The sequence below is a fragment of the Butyricicoccus sp. AF18-9LB genome, from assembly GCF_027684505.1.
Lineage (GTDB): Bacteria > Bacillota > Clostridia > Oscillospirales > Butyricicoccaceae > Agathobaculum > Agathobaculum butyriciproducens.
Window position 1 is genome coordinate 1 of record NZ_JAQCWA010000014.1, and the last position, 19,071, is coordinate 19,071.

The following is a 19,071-nucleotide window of genomic DNA, read 5'->3' on the forward strand; positions in this document are numbered from 1 at the left end:
GGATAAATTGTACCAAACGCTTAATTCGTAGGTGCCGTGCGTTACAACGTGCCAAGGATTTGCGCGACACGGGTATGTCGCGCCTGCGTAGATGAACCCACATATGTAGCAGTAATTTATCTGACGCTGCGAATATGTCGGGACATGGGAGCACACTGTGCTCCCCTACGGTAAAAAAAATCCTCTGCCGTTCCCCTATTTTCGCAGCGGTCACATGTCGGCAATCTGCGCCAGACTCTCCAAGGGAAAGGGGAAATTCACAAGAGGGTGGAAACCGCAGGTGTCTACCCTCTTGTGCCCCCGCCGGGTAGGCGCACTCCCCGCTGAGGTTCAGCGAAAACCTCCCCGCCCGTTAGGGGCGAACACGCTTACGCAGTTCGCGTCCCCCGGTCAGCCGGTGCCGAAAAGACCGCCTGCGCGGTTCGCATCCCCCCGGTTGCCCTATACCGCGAAAACGAAAAAGGCACCGCTCACGCGGTGCCTCTCCCTTCTGCGGATATGTCGGCTGCTCAGCAGCAGCAGTTGCCGCAATTACCGCAGCCGCCGCAGGTATTATCACCACAGGTACCGCAGGAACCGCAGCCGCCGCTGCCCTGACCGCAGCATACCCAGATCAAGATGATCAGGATGATGATCCACCACCAGGAATTTTCGCCCCAGAAGCCGTTAGAAGAACACATACTGTCATTTCCTCCTATCAAAGATTTCATTACATTCTATGGTAAGAGGCCGAAAGTGGTTACACATTCTCCATTCTCAATTTTCAATTCTCAATTTTCGCCAATACGCCGTCCTTGTGCAGACCGATAACCTTTACGGTGACCGGATGATTTTTCTCCGCCTTATCCTCTATATATACAGGAAAGCCGTAGCGTCCGTGCGCCGCCCACAGGCCGCCGGTCGGGTGCTCAGGCAGCGCGTACAGCGTGCGGCCGACAAACTGCTTTCGATAGGCAATGCTGAGCGTTTCTGCCACCTGTTTTGCCCGCTCGGCGCGGGCGGTTTTGGTCTGCTGATCGAGCTGACACGGCATGGCGGCCGCCTTTGTGCCCTCGCGCACAGAATACGGGAATACATGCACGGACGCGAACGCGCATCTCTCCAGAAAGGCCAGCGTCTGCGTAAACTCGTCCTCAGTCTCGCCCGGAAAGCCGACAATCAAATCGGTCGTAACCGAGCAGTCCGGAAACGCACGTCTCAGCCGCTCGACACACTGGTAAAATTCCTCACTCGTGTAGTGGCGGTTCATGCGCCGGAGAACGGTATCGCAGCCGCTCTGCATAGACAAATGAAAATGTCGTGCGAGATTGGCAAAGCCGGCAAGCCGTTCACAAAACGCATCGTCCACCGCCCGCGGGTCGAGGGAGCCGAGCCGGAACTGCACGTTCGGCTGCGCGGTCAGCAGCTTCTCTAACAGTTCGGTGAGCGGCACCTGCGGCTTGAAGTCTTTGCCGTAGGACGCGATCTCGATGCCGGTCAGCACGATCTCGTGCACACCTGCGTCAGCCAGCCGCGCCGTCTGCTCGAGCGCCTGCTCAACCGGCAGAGAGCGCACCCGCCCTCTCGCATACGGAATGATGCAGTAGGTGCAGAAGTTGTTGCAGCCGTCCTCGATCTTGAGCAGCGCGCGCGTGCGGCCGTGCGGAATACCGGCAGGCAGAGTTTCAAAGCCGCTGTCCTCGCTCTCATGCACCTGTACGGCCTGTCCGCTGACGGCCTGCTCGCACAGGTCGATCACCTGCGCCCTGTCCCTGGTACCGCAGATGAGGTCGATCTCACCGGTGGCGCGGACACGCTCCGGGTCGGTCTGTGCAAAGCAGCCGCACGCCGCGATAACTGCGTTCGGATTGTCTCTCCGCAGCTTGTGGAACGCGCGGATATTCTTATGGTCGGACACCGATGTTACCGTACAGGTGTTGACGATTACGGCGTCCGCGTCCTTATCAACAATCTCGTGTCCGCGCGCCTGCGCCAGCTGACTGAGCGCCTGCGTCTCAAATAAATTAACCTTGCAGCCCAAGGTGAAAAAAGCAAATTTCACAAATGTACATTCCTTTGCTCTCAGCGGCCCGACACGCGCTCTGTGAACGCCTATATATAATAGGTAACACCGCATAATTGAACAAGAGCGATTTGCGAGGAATTTTGCGTACTAACGAGGCGTAGTTTTGCGGTAATACTTGATGTATTACCGTGAAATTACAACGAAGTTAGGACACAAAATTACCGCAAAGCGCCGCGGCAGTGCGACCGGAGCCTGCACAAGAAGCCGCAGCTTTAATTGTGGGGTGTTGCCTATGGTGTTTGATTGGGTTACAGCGTCTGTAACCTTACTCTCGTGCGCGTGCGGCCGCTGTGGATTTTCGCTGTCGATTCCTGCGTTTTTTTCGCGTTTGACAGGCTCTATTTTATCACAAAAATGCGAAATTTCAAAACAATGTTTGACAAACCTGTTCAAGCATGCTATACTGTAACCGTAATGTAACTTTGGAATGTAACCATTTTGTAACTATAAGGAGTGCAGATAATGCCTACCACCAAGAAGAATAACCTTCTGGAATACAAGGGTCACCCGCTGATGCGTAAGGAAAACATCATCTATTACGGCTCGATGAGTGACTCTCACATCATTATGATGCAGATCCTCGAATCTAGTGATTACAAGGGTCTGCCGGTTGCAAAGCGTGTATCCGTACAGCTTCAGCAGACCGATCCCAACGTACGTATGAAAGAGCGTATCGTCAAGAAAACCGAGAAGAACAGCATGTGGGCAGCGATGGATATTGCATCCATCTGGCTCGGCAGAGCACTGCACACGAAGTAAGACTTCCCCGCAGCTTGCTGCGGCAGTGTAAAGGCTGTTTTCTCCCATTTTGAAACGGAGGCTTCAATTTCATGTCTTTTTCTAAAAAACTCGCTCGCTTCGCACTTTCCGGTGCACTTGCGATGTCGATGGTCCTGCCGAACTCGCTGGCAGTATTTCAGGCCAAGGTAAACGCAGATTCGCTTTACCTGCGTCAGTCCCCCGGCGGTGCAGTGATCACGACCCTCTCCAAGGGTACCACGGTTGCGGTACTGAATAACAGCTCCAGCTGGTACAAGGTATCCGTAAACGGCAAGGAAGGCTACGTCAGCGGCGAGTACCTGACCGGCACCACCGCAACCGACGTTGCACTCGGCACCGGCACTGTAAAGTGCTCGAGCAGTGTAAATTTCCGTTCGGCGCCGAACACCTCGTCCACCTCTTACGGTGAGCTGAAGAACGGCACCAAGGTAAATGTAGTCGGCGTAAGCAGCGGCTGGTACAAGGTTACATACAATGGCAAGACCGGCTATATCCATCCGGATTATATCACGCTCGCAAGCAGCTCCGCCGGCACCGCCATCGCTCCGTCGAACACCGTTACCTCTACGACCGGCACCGCCGGTACGGTGAAGTGTTCCTCGAGTGTAAACCTGCGTTCCGAGGCCAATACTTCCTCTTCCATTCTGGCAGAGCTGAAGAACGGCACTGCAGTTACCGTTGTCAGCACCGCAAACGGTTGGTGCAAGGTAAACTGCTCCGGCAAGACCGGCTACATCAAGCAGGATTATGTATCGACCACCGGTTCGGCATCCAATAACACGTCCGCGTCCACCGGTACGGCAGCAGTAGTTAAGTGCTCCTCTACCGTAAACTTCCGCTCTGCGGCAAGCACCTCTTCCACCGTTCTCGGTGAGCTGAAGAACGGCACCGCTATTACCGTGCTGAGCACCTCGAACGGCTGGAGCAAGGTATCCTACGCAGGCACGACCGGCTACATCAGTGCGGACTACCTCGTAACTGCTTCGTCCGGTACGGCGATCACCCCGTCGAACACCGCAGCTTCTGTCTCGATCAGCGCAAAGCGCCAGAGCGTGCTGAACTATGCTGCACAGTTCCTCGGTGTTCCGTATGTATACGGCGGCAGCACGCCGAGCGGCTTTGACTGCTCCGGCTTGACCTCTTATGTATTCAAGAACACGGTCGGCTCCATCCCGCGTGTCGCTCAGGCTCAGTATGATGCAACCACCCGTGTTTCCCGCGACGATCTTCTGCCGGGCGATCTGGTATTCTTCGGCAGCAGCACCTCGTCCATCAGCCATGTAGGCATTTATGTCGGCAGTAACCAGTTTATTCACGCACCCAGCACGGGCGATGTGGTTAAGTACTCGTCGCTGACTGGCAGCTATGCGACCCGCTATCAGGGCGCAGGCCGCGTAATTTTTGAGTAAGGTTACATACCAGAAATCCCTTCGGTTTTCCGAAGGGATTTTTCTTTTGCCTGTTGAGAGCAGTTATCCCAGCAGCACCGCTTCCCCGTCCTGCCACTGTATGGTCTGCGGCGTGAAGTCCCGCTGTTCCATGCGGATATTCCACTGTGCGGCGAACGCATCGGAGAGTGCCTGAGCGGTCTGCTCGGGCAAGGTGAAGCCTTCCAGCTTGATGGTCCGGCAGGTAAGGCTGAGTTTGCCGTTTGAAACAGCTGCGCTCCACGCGCCGTACAGCTTGCAGCGCTCCGGCAGAAACAGCAGCGCCGTGCGCAGCTTGCCGGGTACCAGATTGCTTTCCGTCAGTGCTTGACGGGTTACGGCTGCCGTCACGGCAATCGTGCCGTCACGGCTGATTTTGACCGCCGTGTCCTCGACCGGAAACGGCAGCGCTTCGGTCAGCACAGACGCGATATCGTCCTCCGTGATGTGAAATTCCATTGCATCGCCCTCCTCAGGTGCGGCAGGCGCCGTTCCGGTATCCGCCCTGCCCATCAGCATATTTCCCAACATCAGCAGGCACAGGAGCAGGCATACGCCTAAGATTACGGTATAGACTGCGCTTTTTTCCTCCTGCATGGCGGGTGCCTCCTTTTTTTGCTTCTTGCAACAGCTTATGCGGGATTGGGGTTTATATGCGTGCTATCGGATACGGAATTGGAGCCAACCTTTGGCTATGAGGTTCGCCGCACCCGCGGCACAAGGCAAATTGCCCTAAGGGCAAGAGAGGCCACACTGGGGTGCCCCGCCGTGCAACCCATCTGAACATTGCTTTACCGCAGGGTCAATCTCCATTTTCAATTCTCAATCACTGCTCCGGATACGAAAAAAGCACCGCTTTCGCGGTGCTTTCAGCTTGTCGAAAAAGCAATATTCGATTTTTATGCTTCGTGCGGCAGCACGCATTCAATCGAATTTGCTTTGCAAATTCATAAATTCCGGGAGCATGTATCTCGGAATTTATACAAGGGAAGAAAAAATGTGTCCGCAGGACGCGGTTTTTCTTCGAGATTCGCTCGAAAGCGTGGTTTCAATCGAGAGGCTGTTCGGAAAACAAAGTTTTTCGACAGCCTCAAAGCACCGCTTTCGCGGTGCTTTTCGCATTTCTTTAGAAGAACTTATCCTTAATGCCGAGTGCAAAGATGATGAGCACGATAATCGGCAGGATATAGCTTACATAGAAGCGGATATTATCCTTGACCTTGAATCCGCCGCCTTCGTTGGCCTCCTCCTTGAAGTTCTTCCAGCCCCAACCGTAGCGGGAGGTGCAGAACAGCAGGTAAAACAGCGAGCCGAGCGGCAGCCAGATGTTGGACACGAGGAAGTCCTCGAGGTCGAGCACATTCGAGCCTGCGCCGAACGGCTGGAAGCCGGACCAGACATTGAAGCCGAGCACGCACGGCAGCGACAGCAGGATCATCAGCACGATGTTGATGGCTGCAGTCTTTTTACGGCTCCAGCCGGTCAGATCCATGCAGCAGGACATGATGTTCTCGAACACGGCGAGGACGGTCGAGAAGGCCGCAAACGCCATGAAAACGAAGAACAGGCTGCCCCACAGGCGGCCGAGCGCCATATGGTTAAAGATATTCGGCAGCGTAACGAAGATCAGGTTCGGACCGCTGTCCGGTGCCACACCGAAGGCAAAGCACGCCGGGAAGATGATCAGACCGGCAGTAAATGCTACGAACGTATCCAGAATCGCAACATTGACGGCCTCGCCGAGCAGCGCACGGCCCTTGCCGATATAGCTGCCGAAGATAGCCATCGCGCCGATGCCGAGCGACAGCGTGAAGAACGCCTGATTCATCGCGGCAACGATGACATTGGCGATGCCGCACTCCTGCATACGGCCGAGATCTGGAATCAGATAGAAGCGCAGGCCCTCGCCCGAGCCTTCGGTCATGATGCTGTTGATTGCCAGAACGACCATGATGGCCAGCAGAATGATCATCATCACCTTGGTAACGCGCTCCAGGCCGCCCTGCAGACCGAACGAGTTGATCATAAAGCCGATGACAACAACCGCAACCATGCAGACCGTCATAACCACCGGCTTGCCGAGCATTTCCGGGAAGGCTGCCTGCACCTGCTCACCGGTCGCGCCGACAAATCGGCCGCTGACCGTCAGGTAGAAGTAGTACAGCATCCAACCGCACACGGTGGTGTAGAACATCATCAGCAGATAGTTGCCGATCATCGCCAGATAGCCGTGGATATGCCACTTGCTGCCCGGCTTCTCGAGCGCCTGATACGCCCGCACCGGACTTTTCTGGCTCGCACGGCCGATGGCAAATTCCATCGTCATGATCGGCAGACCGAGGATGAGCAGGAACAGCACATAGCACACGACGAACGCGCCGCCGCCGTACTGACCGACCATCCACGGGAACTTCCATACGTTGCCCACGCCGATGGCGCAGCCTGCGGAAAGCAGGATGAAGCCGAGGCGCGAGCCGAGTCTTTCTCTTTGCATTGCTTGTTTTTACCCCTTTTAATTTACATACTATATCAAGCGTCCGAGACGCATGACTTACTCTCGTATAGCAATTTAGACAATTATTGCTATCATTCCGCGTCCGAGACTGCGGATTTTTCGATTTTGCGGATTTCTTTCCGTTTTTTACGCAGCTCGCGGAAGAAATTCCGCAGAATGTCCGCGCATTCCTGCTCCAGCACGCCGCTCACCAACACAGGCTGATGATTGTACGGCAGTGCGAACAGGTTTATCATCGAGCCGCACGAACCGGCTTTCGGGTCGGGTGCGCCGTAGTACACGGTTTTCATGCGCGAGTTGATAAGCGCACCTGCGCACATCGGGCACGGCTCGAGCGTAACGTACAGGTCACAGCGGTGCAGCCGCCAGCCGCCCAGCTTTTTGCACGCCTTCTCGATGGCCTCGATTTCTGCATGGTGCAGTGCGTTTTTCTTTGTTTCCCGTCGGTTGCGTCCGCGTCCGACAATTTTGCCGTCGCAAACAACCACCGCGCCGACCGGCACTTCGCCTTCGTCCGCCGCCTTTTGCGCCAGTTTGAGCGCGGCCTTCATGTATTTTTCCTGTTCGGTCATAAATTCCTCAGATTTTCCCGAGCAGACGCGCCTTCGCCTGCTCAAATTCTTCGCGCGTGACAAAGCCGCGGTCGCACAGTCCGGCGAGGATATCAAGCTGCTCGACCGGCGTCGGTGTGCGGTCGCTCAGCGCCACCTCGTCAAATTCCTTTTCCGGAATGAGCGCGTCAAACGCCGCAAGGCTGTCCGGCGAAAACTGCAGGTCCACGCGCCGGTTTTCCCACTGCACCCGAAGCTGCACATAGCGTTCATCGTGCTGCACCTGCTCGGTGCGGACCGGTTCGGACTGCACCGCCGCTTCGATGGCGCGTCCATGCGGATTGAACGAAAACGGATGTTCCCAGCCTGCCCAGTATGCCGCCGAGCGGTCAACGGTCACGCCGCCGCCGGATACGCGCGTTTCCGTGCGCATGCCGCCGCACAGACGGTAAAACCGGATTGCCTGCACCGGCAGTTCGCCGCTGTACAGGTTGTCCTTGCCCGTGTAAAGGTTTCTGTCCCGCCGGAAAAAGCACAGCGTATCGCCTTCGCGCCAGACCTCCAGCTTGCCCTTTGACAGCAGTTCACCGCCGTCCGCCACCCTCACCAGAAAGGACTTTTCGGGCGGGTTCTTCGGCTCTCCGGCACTGCGGCAGTCCAGTCCCCATTCCTGCAGCACCGCAAGGTTTTCCGCACGGTACGGCACGGAAAGCGCCGCCTTTGTGCCGCGCACATCGGTCAGCGTCAGCGCGATCGGACGCACCTTGTACACGCGGAGCAGACCCTGTATTTCGTCCGGCTCGGTCGGTGCCGCGTCCGCAGTAAGCGTGTACGCGCCCTTGTCCAGCGTGAGCGGCAGCTGCCCGCTGCCCTCGTCGGTCGGCATCAGCGTCCACGCCGCCGGCTCGGAAAATAAGTAATAGCGTCCCGCCGGTACGAACGGTGCGTCCTCTCGAATGGTTGCAACTACGTTTTTACTCATCAAGATTCACCTGCCCCACAATAAAGCCCATCTTAAAAATTTCAATTTGCTTGCAAATTGCATACGATCGGACGCTTTTGCGTCCGTAAAAGTCGGGATATGCGCCTGACTTTTTATGCCTCGACTCAGCTGCCCTTGGGCAGCATCCGGGGGTATCGACAGACAGTTTCTTCCGGAACTGCCTGCCGTATATAAGGGGTATGGATACCCCCTATAAAGCGTCAGCGCGCTTTCATTTGTCTTTGCCGCGAAAGATTCATCGTGCCGTCCTGCATTTTCGACAGGTTTTCCAGACAGTTGCCCGTGCCGTATGCCACGCAGGAGACCGCTTCGTCCGCTACGCGCGTCGGAATGCCGGTCTTGGAGGCGATCAGCTTATCAAAGCCCCAGATCAGCGAACCGCCGCCTGTCATGGTGATGCCGTTGGCGGAAATGTCGCCGGTCAGCTCGGGAGGTGTGCGCTCGAGTACCCAGTGCACCGCCTCGACAATCGCTGAGGAGACCTCCTCGAGTGCATCGAGAATCTCACTCGAGCTTACGGTAAACGTGCGCGGCAGACCGGTCATCAGACAGCGTCCCCTGACCTCCATGATCGCTTCCTCGCTGCGCGGATACACACAGCCGACCGTGCGCTTGATCTCCTCTGCCGTGCGGTCGCCGATCAGCGCATTGTGCTTACGGCGGACGTACTTGACAATGGCCTCGTCGAATTTATCGCCCGCGACCTTGATGGACGTGGACTCGACAATGCCGCCGAGCGAAATAACCGCCACGTCGGTCGTGCCGCCGCCAATATCGACCACCAGATTGCCGTTGGCCCTGTTGATGTTGATGCCCGCGCCGATGGCCGCCGCGACCGGCTCCTCGACCAGAAAAACGCGCTTTGCGCCCGCCTGCGTGCCCGCATCAATGACGGCACGCTCCTCCACCTCGGTGATGATGGACGGCACGCAAATGACCACATTCGGCTTGAACAGGTGGATGCCCTGCACCTTTGCGATGAATTCCTTGATCATGCGCTCGGTCATCTCGTAATCCGAAATAACGCCCTCGCGCAGCGGACGGATGGCGACAATGTTGCCCGGTGTACGGCCAAGCATGCTCTGCGCTTCCTCGCCCACGGCAAGGATTTTGCCGGAAACCTTGTCCACCGCCACAACGGACGGCTCGTTAAGTACAACGCCCTTGCCCTTGACATAGACCAGCACGGTTGCCGTGCCGAGGTCGATGCCGATATCGCTTGAAAAAAGCGACATCTTTTTCGCGATTCTTTGCAGAAAAGAAGCCATATTTCATTCCTTTCTCCGCGCTCTGTTCGCGTGGATTGACAGTATTACCATTATACAGATTTTGTGCGCCATTTGCAAGACTCCGGGGCAAATACCGAAAATTCGACAGAGAAAACGGCATCACTCCGGCAGCGTGTTCTTATACTGCTGGAATCTTACATCGTCTTCCACCTGTTTTTTATAGGCTGCATACGCCTCCGCCAGCGTGTCATATTTCGTTCCTGTGGTATAATCCTTAAAGGTGTTGAAACTGTTGATATGGTCCGCAATCGCAACATAGCTTTTGTCCTTGTTGCTCCGAGCCGCGGTAATCGTTTCGGAGATGTAAAAGCCGCCGCTCGCCCGGCTGACAATGACCGGTATCTGCTTGCCCGCACCGACGGTATCTGTATCGACCGATGTCCAGAACAAATAGCGGTTGCTCTCGTTCGTGGAACTGCCGAGAAACGCCCATGTACCCCTGTTTAGCAGGCTGTCGCTTCCGATCTCTTTCTTCACCTGGGGCACCATACTGGAATTAGGACACTTCGAGTCGATCTCAAAATACTGATTATAGTTCAGTTTCGACAAAATGCCGGTCTTATCGAGTATGCCGTGCAGCTTCTCGTCCCAGTTGATCGTGCTGCCCGCTGTGCTCTTGCCTTGCCAGTCAAACACAATCACAGCCGCTTTGCTGTCATAGTACACTTTGCATTCTCCGCCCGCGGCAGGGGTTCCTTTCCAGTTCGCGGTATCTCCTTGTGTCTTATAATGGGTAACGCCTGCAATTGTAATGGGATCTCTCGACTGCCAGTCATCCTGCTTCTGCTTCAGCCTGACCGTCTTTCTCATGTTGTCGCTGTCCTGCTCCGTAACCGCAGTCAGCACATCGATATACGCCGCCCGCACCTCGATGAGGTCGGATGCCTCCAGACTTCTCTCGATGTACTGTATCAGCGCCGGTATCATAAATGCCGCAAGGATCGCCAGAATGACCAGCACAACGATCAATTCCACCAGCGTAAATCCCTTGCAGGTATTTTTCTCTTTCTTCTGCATTTTATCAGCACCTTTACTGCAACTCGGCAACTCCGGAAAAATATGAACTTTTCGCTAAAACCCCCGAAAAGCTATATACCGTCTATGTTTTTTCGTTTCGTCCATTGCTTTTCAAAATGAACGTTTCATCTATTTTGAACGTTTCATTCCGTTCATTATAACATGCCTTTGCCGTATTCTTCAAGCGCTATGCCAATCTGCTGATTAGAAAAAATGAATCTTTTCCGGCCCTGGCAGTATGGGCACGAATCATCTCCCACTTTTCGTTCTGCAATCGAATACCTGTATTCTCCGTTACATTTAGGGCATCTCCATAACGCATCCATCTTTGTAGTTTCCATAACACTGTTGGTTGCTCTGGTGTTATCGGGAGACCATTCCGCTGCTAATTCTGGATTGCCTGTTTTAACTGTATATAACTCTGCTCTTCAAGGAACTTTAATGCAAATCTCCGAATCAGTGCTTCGCTGTGAAGGCGCCCCAAGACATCTTCATAGTTTCCTCCAATAGCTTCATAGCACTCTCACATTGTCAAACTTTAGTCCTCCTGTCAATTTTATTCCACTAATTCATGAACCTCTGCTAATCAATTATATACATACCTTAAAATTGTTTTTATAACTTCATCAATCACAATCGGCTTTGACAAATGTGCGTTCATTCCTGCATCCAGTGATGCCTGAACATCTTCTGTAAATGAATTAGCTGTCATTGCTATAATAGGAATGTTTTTCCATCCGGTCTGTCATTCATTGTCCTGATTGCTTTTGTCGCTTCATAACCATTCATTTCAGGCATCATGACATCCATCAGGATTACATCAAATGTGCCTTTCGGATGATTTCTGAAAATCTCAACAGCATTCTTTCCATCCACAGCTCTTTCTACATTCATCCCGAGCTCTTCCAATTGCACGGCAGCAATCTCTGCATTCAGTTCATTATCCTCTGCAAGAAGGACATTCACACCTGTAAGATCTACCTTTTCAGAACAACCTGTGTCTGACTTATTACATTCCTGATCTGTAATTTCCAACGGAATATCCACAGTAAATGTGGTTCCCTCATGCTTTTTACTCTGCACGGAAATGGTTCCACCCATCATATCCACATACTTCTTTACGATAGCCATCCCCAGTCCAACTCCGTGGTACTGCGTTCTCACATCGGAATCTTCCTGTGCAAATTCCTCAAAAACTTCTTTTGTAAATTCCTCACTCATGCCAATACCAGTATCCGAAATGCGGTAACGCATATTTATATATCCATCCCCGCCCTTTTCCTGACACCGGGCTTCAAATGTAATCGTCCCTCCATCCGGAGTGTATTTTACGGCATTGCTCAGAATATTGACCAGCACATCGCGCAGGCGTGCAGGATCCGCAAGTACATTTGGAATCTTTGCTTCTTCACGCTGAATCTTAAAGTTGATATCCCTGTTCGTAAGAAAGCCTGTTATAATATCCAATGCAGAATCTGTAATGTTTTTCACATCCGCCGGTACCGGATTGTATTTCACTTTTCCACTTTCGATGCGGGTCAGATCTAATACATCATTGATCAGCGACAGTAAATACGCTGAGCTTTCGTCAATCTTTTCCAGACAATTTTTCACTTCGTCTGACGGATTGTTTTTCATTGCAATACCGGTAAATCCTATGATTGCATTCATCGGTGTCCTCATATCATGGGACATATGTGACAAAAATGCTGTTTTTGCCTTGTTTGCAGCCTGTGCATGCTCTGCCAGTTCCGCCATTTCCTCAGCTTTCTCCTGGGCCGCCTTCTGAGCTTTTCTTCTTGCACTGAGACGCACCATTATCACAGCCATAGCAGTCAGCAGCCATCCAAAAATAAAAAGAACCGAAACAGTCACAACAGGATGCAGACGGATCCAGTCAACAAATGTCAGCTCTGTTGCTTTGTGTGTAGTATACTGTGCTGCAAGATCTTCAATAAGATATTGTGGCATGGCATACATTGCTTTCGTCAGAATACCGGCCAGCGCATGGTTCTCAGTTGATGAAATTACCATGCGGTAGGTGAATGTAGGCTGTTCCAGCAGAGTATATGTCATGGTGCCCGTAGTGTCACTATTCACAAACGCCTGTGCCATGTAATAGTAGACGAAGGCAGCATCTGCTTTACCCTTACGGACAGCTTCCATCATTTCCTGTCGGGTACTGCACATCAGCTTTTCTGCACCGGGTGCCATTGCATCTTCAATTGACTTTGATGCTGTCTGGTCAACAGTAGCAACAACATTAATTTTTCCATCAAAGTCACGCCGTGTCACCCTTGCCAACTGCATCGTAATGAAAGGTGCAGTAATCCCCCATTTTTTCGTTTCAGCATAGTTATCTGTTTCCAGGCGTGCATCGATGCTCATATCTGTGGTTTCCGTATTTTTCTGATAAGCAATATACTCATCTCTGGTGGCAGGTGTAAGAAACTCATAGGAAATCCCGGCATAGTCTGCAATTTTCCGGAAGTAATCCGGGATAATACCCTTCATCTCACCATTTTCATTATAAGAATATGGATAACGGGTCGGATCACACAGAACATGAAGCGGGTTGTCCTTGGAATACTGTGAAATAATACTTTTTTCTTTCTCCGTATATTCCAGATTCTTAGTTTCGATGCTTTCATAATTTTTATTATAAAGTGTCGTTTTCCAGTCACCCTCAACTGCATTCATCTGATCGATTGCATAATTGATCTCATTCAGCAATTCTGTATTACCTTTTTTAACAATGACATAGAAATCGCTGCTGCCAAATTTATCCACGATTCGCTCATTGTTTGTTTTTCTCAGAGAACTGGTAACAATCGCATCAACTTTTTCGTTCTGAAGGGCTTCCTTCATTTCTGCGGTCGTATCAAAATAAGATGGAACATATGTAAATCCTTTGTTGTCTGCAAAATCCGCAAACTCTTCATTCCGGGTGTTTCCGTTCAAAAGCGCCACACGCATACCGTTGTAAGTGCTGTAATTGCCGTCCACAATCGTGCTGTTGTCACTGCGGACGGTCAGCATCCCATAATTGGTTCCGATGGGACGTGAAAAATCAAACTTTTCTTCTCTTTCCGGTGTTTTGCGGGCAGATGTTACCATGTCGATCTCGCCATCTTCAAGCATCTGCTGCATATCATCCCAGCTCTGATCGTATCCGACATATTCGTAATCTACATCCCAATAACGGGCCATCAGACGAAGAAAATCATAGCCATAACCGCTGCGGTTGCCCTTTTCGTCCATCTCGTGATAGCCGTCCATGGCAAAGAAACCGACTTTGACGGTTTCATGCTGCGAACTGTCCTCGGCTGCATATGCAGTCTGGGGAGAAAATATCATACACACGCATACAAAAGCCAGTAATACTGCCACATATTTCTTTGCTCTCGAAATCATATTAAATCTCCTGTCATCTTCTGTTGATAAGTCATTCCTCAAAAAAACACTCTCAGACAGACAGTGCACCTCATTTTACGCAACTGGCTGTCATTTTAAAGGCCCTGTAGCTTTGCATCCCATATCTGTTTTTCAAATCCAATATTTGATGTATTCTTTTCTGCCATACTCTTAACCTCACATGATGTTATTCTTAAAATTTACTGTCCCCAAAACGTACTAAACGACGATAAGTATTACGTATTGGTCATATCTCGTTCTATATCCATAAATTTCTTCGCATCTGCAAGCAGATCTCTATTAGAGAGGAAATCTTATAACCTCTTATTAGTCATTATACACAAAACAAGCATTCAAAGCAATGACTCCGAAGGAGATTTATAGCATATTATGGTAATTACTCTATATATTTTTAAAGATATTGTCTCCGAGAGAAATCCTGCCAGCAAAGTAACAGCCGCAATCTGACACAATATATTTTCTCTATACATTTCTTCTCATCGAAAAATTTGCTCCACGCCCTTACTACATCAATTATTTTCAAATAAATAAGAGGCTGCATTTTCTCTTATTATAAGAAAATGTAGCCTCTAAAACTCGTTATTTTTATCAGTCGCTTTTACGCACTAAATTTGTGAATCATCCATTTTATCGTTCATTCGGTGAAAAATTTTTTCCGGAACTCCGGAAAAATATGAACTTTTCGCTAAAAGCCCCGAAAAGCTATATACCGTCTATGTTTTTTCGTTTCGTCCATTGCTTTTCAAAATGAACGTTTCATCTATTTTGAACGTTTCACTTTGTTCATTATAACATGCCTTCGCTGTATTCTTCAAGCGCTATGCCAATCCGCTGATTAGAAAAAATGAATCTCTTTTATGCGCCTGCCATTGCAATAGGTGCATGCCGTGAAGCCGCGTTTCTGCTTCATCAATCTGTCCTTGATTGACATATAATACTTATGATTGCAGTCTGGACATTTCCACCATACCTTGAACATATTCGTGTCCAGCACAGCATTAGGGCGAATTCCAAGAAGCGTATTCTCCACAACTGACCATTCTGACAGCAAATCGGGATGCAAGGTCGCAAAGTCATTATATCCCTCTAAGGTTCTTGTTCCTCTGCAATAGGGGCATGCATTATCTCCTACTTCTCGGTTGCGAATTCGTTCGCTATATTCGCCACCACAGCGTGGACAAATCCACAGTGCATCAACACTCATCATACGCAAATAACAGTCTGGTGATAGCAGATTATTGCTCGACCATTCTGCTGCCAGTTCCGGATTAGTCGTTGTAAGGTCATTAAACCCTCTCAATGCTTTCTTTCCCCTGCAGTATGGACACGCATCATCACCTACTTCTCGGTCTCGAATCTGGGCACGATAATCTCCACCACATTCAAAGCAATGCCACAAAACATATGCAGTTGCCGATTTATAATATTTATCTGCCGAATCCTCATTTTTCTCAGACCACTCTGCTGCTAAGTCAGGATGTGTCGTTATAAGATCGTTAAATCCCTTCCATACATGCAAGCCATTGCAATACGGGCACACATCATCTCCAACTTGACGATTTTGTATTTTGGCACTATATTCACCTTTGCAGCGTGGACATATCCACAAAGCATAATCACCAGATATCTTTTGATGCAAGTCAGCTGTATCGCTATTGTTCGGTGACCATTCCTTAGCCAGTTCAGGGTCTGTTGTAGTAAGATCGTTCACACCTTTCCGTACCCACAGACCGCGACAATATGGGCATGCACTTACGCCTTCCTCTCTATCACGAATCTTTGCACCGTACTCCTGATGGCATTCAGGACAAATCCAGAGTTTCCGATAGATATCCGTCTTTTTATAACATTCGGGGGAGTCTTCGTTTCCGGGTGACCACTCTGCTGCCAGTCTCGGATGTGTCGTTGCCAAATCATTAAAGCCTTTTAATGTACGCCATCCTCTGCAGTAAGGACAGGAGTTATCCCCAATCTCTCGACTCTTGATTTCCGAGCTGTATTCGCCGTGACAGTTCGGGCAAATCCAAAGAGCATAGTCATGCGAACTTTTCATATAGTTCTCTGGACCAAGTTTGTTATTAGGTGACCACTCTTTCAGCAGATTGGGATGTGTAGCTGTGAGATCATTAAATCCTGCTAATCTTCGCTCACCTCGACAATAGGGGCAGGCCTTATCGCCGGCCTTTCGCCCCCGAATCATTGCACTGTATTCACCATGGCACTCAGGACATATCCAACGAGCATATTCACCCGATGTATTCCGATATTCTGTCGGCGAAGTGGTATTATTAGGCGACCATTCTTTTACCAATTCCGGATCAGTCACTGTCAAATCATTATATCCCACTAATCTTTTCCGGCCCTGGCAGTATGGGCACGAATCATCACCCACTTTTCGTTCTGCAATCGAATACCTGTATTCTCCGTTACATTTAGGACATCTCCATAGCACATCCATTTTTGTAGTTTCCATAACACTGTTGGCTGCTCTGGTGTTATTGGGAGACCATTCCGCTACTAATTCTGGATTTGTATTTTGTAAAGAGATTTCTTCAAAGAACTTTACTCCCTTGCATATAAGACACTGATAATCATTGTCGATCATTTGCTGCACTGAGGCAGAAAAACGGTGACCTTTATCACATGCAAAGCAGTAATACTTACTGCGTGCATCAAAGCAACCCTCCATCGGGCCATTTGCTTCAGCATCCCATAGCTTCTCCAATTCAGGAACCTGAGATTTTAAATCGTTGTCTCCTACGCTCAATACATGGCGCGAACAGATAGGACAGACATTCTTCCACTTGATTTGCATTGCAGGACTGCGACTATACGAATGACCATATTCGCACTTCCAAAATACTTTTTTTAATACATTTTTAGGTGAAATCTGGTTTACGGGCACTTCGTTCCGTTCTGTATCATACATAGCCACAGCTTCCGGATACAATGTTTGCAGATCATTAACTCCGGGCTTAATAATTCTGCCTTCACATATCGGACAGTCGAACCTAACTCTTTGATTGATATTAAAAAAACTATCTTCAAATTCATGCTGCTTGGCTAAACAACGCCACTTTACTTTTGTCTGATCCCTAGCTGTGAATTCTTCAAACGGAATTTCATTTTTCTCACTGTACCAAGCCTTCAATTCCGGGTGCACTTCCGCAAAATAACGTTGATTTTTATTTAACGGCTTGCATTTTCTGCAAAATCCATACCCATATATTCGGGTATAAATTCGAGCATACCATTTATGACCTGCCGCACACTGCCACAACATTTCTTTCTGAGAACCAACTGACACTTCATACGGACTAACATCATTTTCATCAGCCCATTCTTTTGCAAGTTCCGGATAACGGACAGCAAAACTATCTTCTTTTCGCACCTTGGTGCCATGGCAGTATGGACATCCAATATTCCCTTTGCCTTTCTTCAAAGCGCCATATACTTGCATAAATGATGCCGTAAATTCGCCATGCGTCGGACATTTCCAAATCGATTTTTCCTTTTGGTGCAAACGCACTTCGGATAACGGAATTTTATTGTTCTCTGAATAGATTTCTGCTAGCTGCGGTAAATCCTTTTCATAACTTTCTACTCGCTTGTTTCCTGCGCAAACAGGACATTTGGCAATGTATCGTTCCGGCTTGTTCTTACGAATACGTCCGTAAACCGGAGCTGTCCATTCGTATCCGCAGACATGACATCTCTAGTTTAATCGCTCATGCGAGCCAATACCGATACGCTTCGCATCCACACCCGGATTCAGTTCCTGCACATAGTCCAGTCCCAATTCCGGATATACGGTCGCAAAATCGTTTACACCACCCCAGACTGCCAGTCCCGCATCGCAGCATGGACAAACATCATCTTTTCGGCTGGCAACAACAGCCTGCCATTCATATCCACAGTTAGGGCATTTCCAGTATACCGGATTCATAGACTTTGCCATTACATATGCCGGATCTTCTATATTGCGTTCGTAGTCCCAGAACTTCATCATATGAGCTTTGCCATACACGGTCGCTTTTAATCTCTGACACTCTACACAATGTACCCGTCCTTTATAGTGGAAACGTATCGGTGCCGCCTGGAAATGATGTCCCTTATCGCACACCCAGTTTACCGTTACCTTTGAAGTAGCCGAAGTAATTTCTTCCGGTTTGCATGTATTCTGCTCATAATCCCACATCTCTTCCGCTCCCGGCAGCTTTTGAAACAGGAGCGGTCTCTCCTCGGTCTGCAGTACTTGATGCGGTTTATGTTCTATCCATTTAAAACGTTCATCATTCATCGAAATCACTCAACAGTTCATTGACTGCATTAGACCGAAATGTCTTAATTTCCTGATCTGCAGTCATCATGTGGGCATCTATTGCTTCCGGCATAATGAGTTTATTGACTGATTCAAAGATGCCTTCCTTTTGCAGAATCAAGTTTGCCATTTCCGGATATACACGGCTATAGATAATCTCTCTCAGCTTGCGAATCAATTCATTTTTCGTCTGAATCTCTGCATCTCGGTCATGGTTTCTCTTTACAGCTAAATCTTGCTGCGCCTTCTCCAGTTCTTTTTTCAACTGGTTGTTTTCCTGCTCCAGCTTCTCATTTTTCTTTTTCAGCTCTGAAGCATTATTTGCAATTTTCTCATAATATGCATCACGCTTCGTAAGCGCCTCTTTTAGCGCCTGTGGAGAACTGTTTTTCGCCAGAAACGCATCTATATCCAAGCCATGAAATACAATCACAGCATCAATGTTTCTCTGCACAATCGCCTGATTATAAGCCTCAATATGCTCTCGGACTTCTTTATTTCTCCGAATCAGATAATCCTCAACCGCATATCCCTGACTGCGCACATACTCGCCAAAGGCTGGAATTGTAATTTTCATTCCCGCAACGATTTGCTGATAATCAAGTGCCAGCCTGCACAGATCCTCAGAGGTTATTTTCTTTGCTCTCGGCACTATGCTTCTCCTCCCA

The 19,071-nt window shown here is 49.9% G+C and carries 14 protein-coding genes and 1 pseudogene; 2 read left to right on the top strand and 13 right to left on the bottom strand.

Features of this window, described 5'->3' with window-relative positions:
- Positions 1-509 precede the first annotated feature (509 nt).
- Together PGY33_RS09265 and mtaB are read right to left on the bottom strand one after the other, a co-directional pair.
- Complete coding sequence (locus tag PGY33_RS09265) at positions 510-680, bottom strand: hypothetical protein (RefSeq protein WP_199667396.1); 171 nt, start codon at positions 678-680, stop codon at positions 510-512.
- 83 nt (positions 681-763) lie between these two features.
- Positions 764-2,041, bottom strand: coding sequence for a tRNA (N(6)-L-threonylcarbamoyladenosine(37)-C(2))-methylthiotransferase MtaB (gene mtaB, locus PGY33_RS09270; protein WP_118479303.1), 1,278 nt, complete (start codon positions 2,039-2,041; stop codon positions 764-766).
- A 486-nt stretch (positions 2,042-2,527) separates the two neighbouring features.
- Here mtaB and PGY33_RS09275 point away from each other — a divergent pair, with 486 nt between their 5' ends.
- Positions 2,528-2,824: a hypothetical protein gene (locus PGY33_RS09275; RefSeq protein WP_110437114.1), complete on the top strand. Its 297-nt coding sequence runs from the start codon at positions 2,528-2,530 to the stop codon at positions 2,822-2,824.
- A gap of 71 nt (positions 2,825-2,895) precedes the next feature.
- Positions 2,896-4,254, top strand: a complete 1,359-nt coding sequence (locus PGY33_RS09280; RefSeq protein WP_118479301.1) for a C40 family peptidase — start codon at positions 2,896-2,898, stop codon at positions 4,252-4,254.
- A 63-nt stretch (positions 4,255-4,317) separates the two neighbouring features.
- Here the strand turns inward: PGY33_RS09280 and PGY33_RS09285 are convergent, their stop codons facing one another.
- The 11 genes and pseudogenes from PGY33_RS09285 to PGY33_RS09330 form a co-directional block, all read right to left on the bottom strand.
- The gene (locus tag PGY33_RS09285) at positions 4,318-4,869 is read right to left on the bottom strand and encodes a hypothetical protein (protein ID WP_118479299.1); all 552 of its coding nucleotides are present in this window, start codon (positions 4,867-4,869) and stop codon (positions 4,318-4,320) included.
- 529 nt (positions 4,870-5,398) lie between these two features.
- On the bottom strand, positions 5,399-6,766 hold the full coding sequence (locus tag PGY33_RS09290) for a sodium-dependent transporter (RefSeq protein ID WP_118479297.1): 1,368 nt from the start codon (positions 6,764-6,766) through the stop codon (positions 5,399-5,401).
- 92 nt (positions 6,767-6,858) lie between these two features.
- Complete coding sequence (tadA, locus tag PGY33_RS09295; RefSeq protein WP_270478366.1) at positions 6,859-7,359, bottom strand: tRNA adenosine(34) deaminase TadA; 501 nt, start codon at positions 7,357-7,359, stop codon at positions 6,859-6,861.
- A 7-nt stretch (positions 7,360-7,366) separates the two neighbouring features.
- Positions 7,367-8,320 (bottom strand): SHOCT domain-containing protein, encoded by a 954-nt coding sequence (locus PGY33_RS09300; RefSeq protein ID WP_270478368.1) that lies wholly within the window; start codon positions 8,318-8,320, stop codon positions 7,367-7,369.
- 221 nt (positions 8,321-8,541) lie between these two features.
- Positions 8,542-9,576: a rod shape-determining protein gene (locus PGY33_RS09305; RefSeq protein ID WP_110437242.1), complete on the bottom strand. Its 1,035-nt coding sequence runs from the start codon at positions 9,574-9,576 to the stop codon at positions 8,542-8,544.
- Between the two features lie 153 nt (positions 9,577-9,729).
- On the bottom strand, positions 9,730-10,647 hold the full coding sequence (locus PGY33_RS09310; protein ID WP_270478371.1) for a type II secretion system protein: 918 nt from the start codon (positions 10,645-10,647) through the stop codon (positions 9,730-9,732).
- 155 nt (positions 10,648-10,802) lie between these two features.
- Positions 10,803-11,024, bottom strand: a pseudogene (locus PGY33_RS14505) (zinc-ribbon domain-containing protein); the annotation flags it as partial.
- Positions 11,025-11,361: 337 nt separating this feature from the next.
- The gene (locus PGY33_RS09315) at positions 11,362-14,061 is read right to left on the bottom strand and encodes a transporter substrate-binding domain-containing protein (RefSeq protein WP_243022889.1); all 2,700 of its coding nucleotides are present in this window, start codon (positions 14,059-14,061) and stop codon (positions 11,362-11,364) included.
- An 856-nt stretch (positions 14,062-14,917) separates the two neighbouring features.
- Positions 14,918-17,605, bottom strand: a complete 2,688-nt coding sequence (locus PGY33_RS09320) for a zinc-ribbon domain-containing protein (RefSeq protein ID WP_270478374.1) — start codon at positions 17,603-17,605, stop codon at positions 14,918-14,920.
- Positions 17,606-17,797: 192 nt separating this feature from the next.
- Entirely contained in the window at positions 17,798-18,280 is a 483-nt protein-coding gene (locus tag PGY33_RS09325) for a zinc-ribbon domain-containing protein (protein WP_270478375.1), read from the bottom strand.
- A gap of 94 nt (positions 18,281-18,374) precedes the next feature.
- Positions 18,375-19,055, bottom strand: coding sequence for a hypothetical protein (locus tag PGY33_RS09330; RefSeq protein ID WP_118479285.1), 681 nt, complete (start codon positions 19,053-19,055; stop codon positions 18,375-18,377).
- Positions 19,056-19,071: the final 16 nt, after the last annotated feature.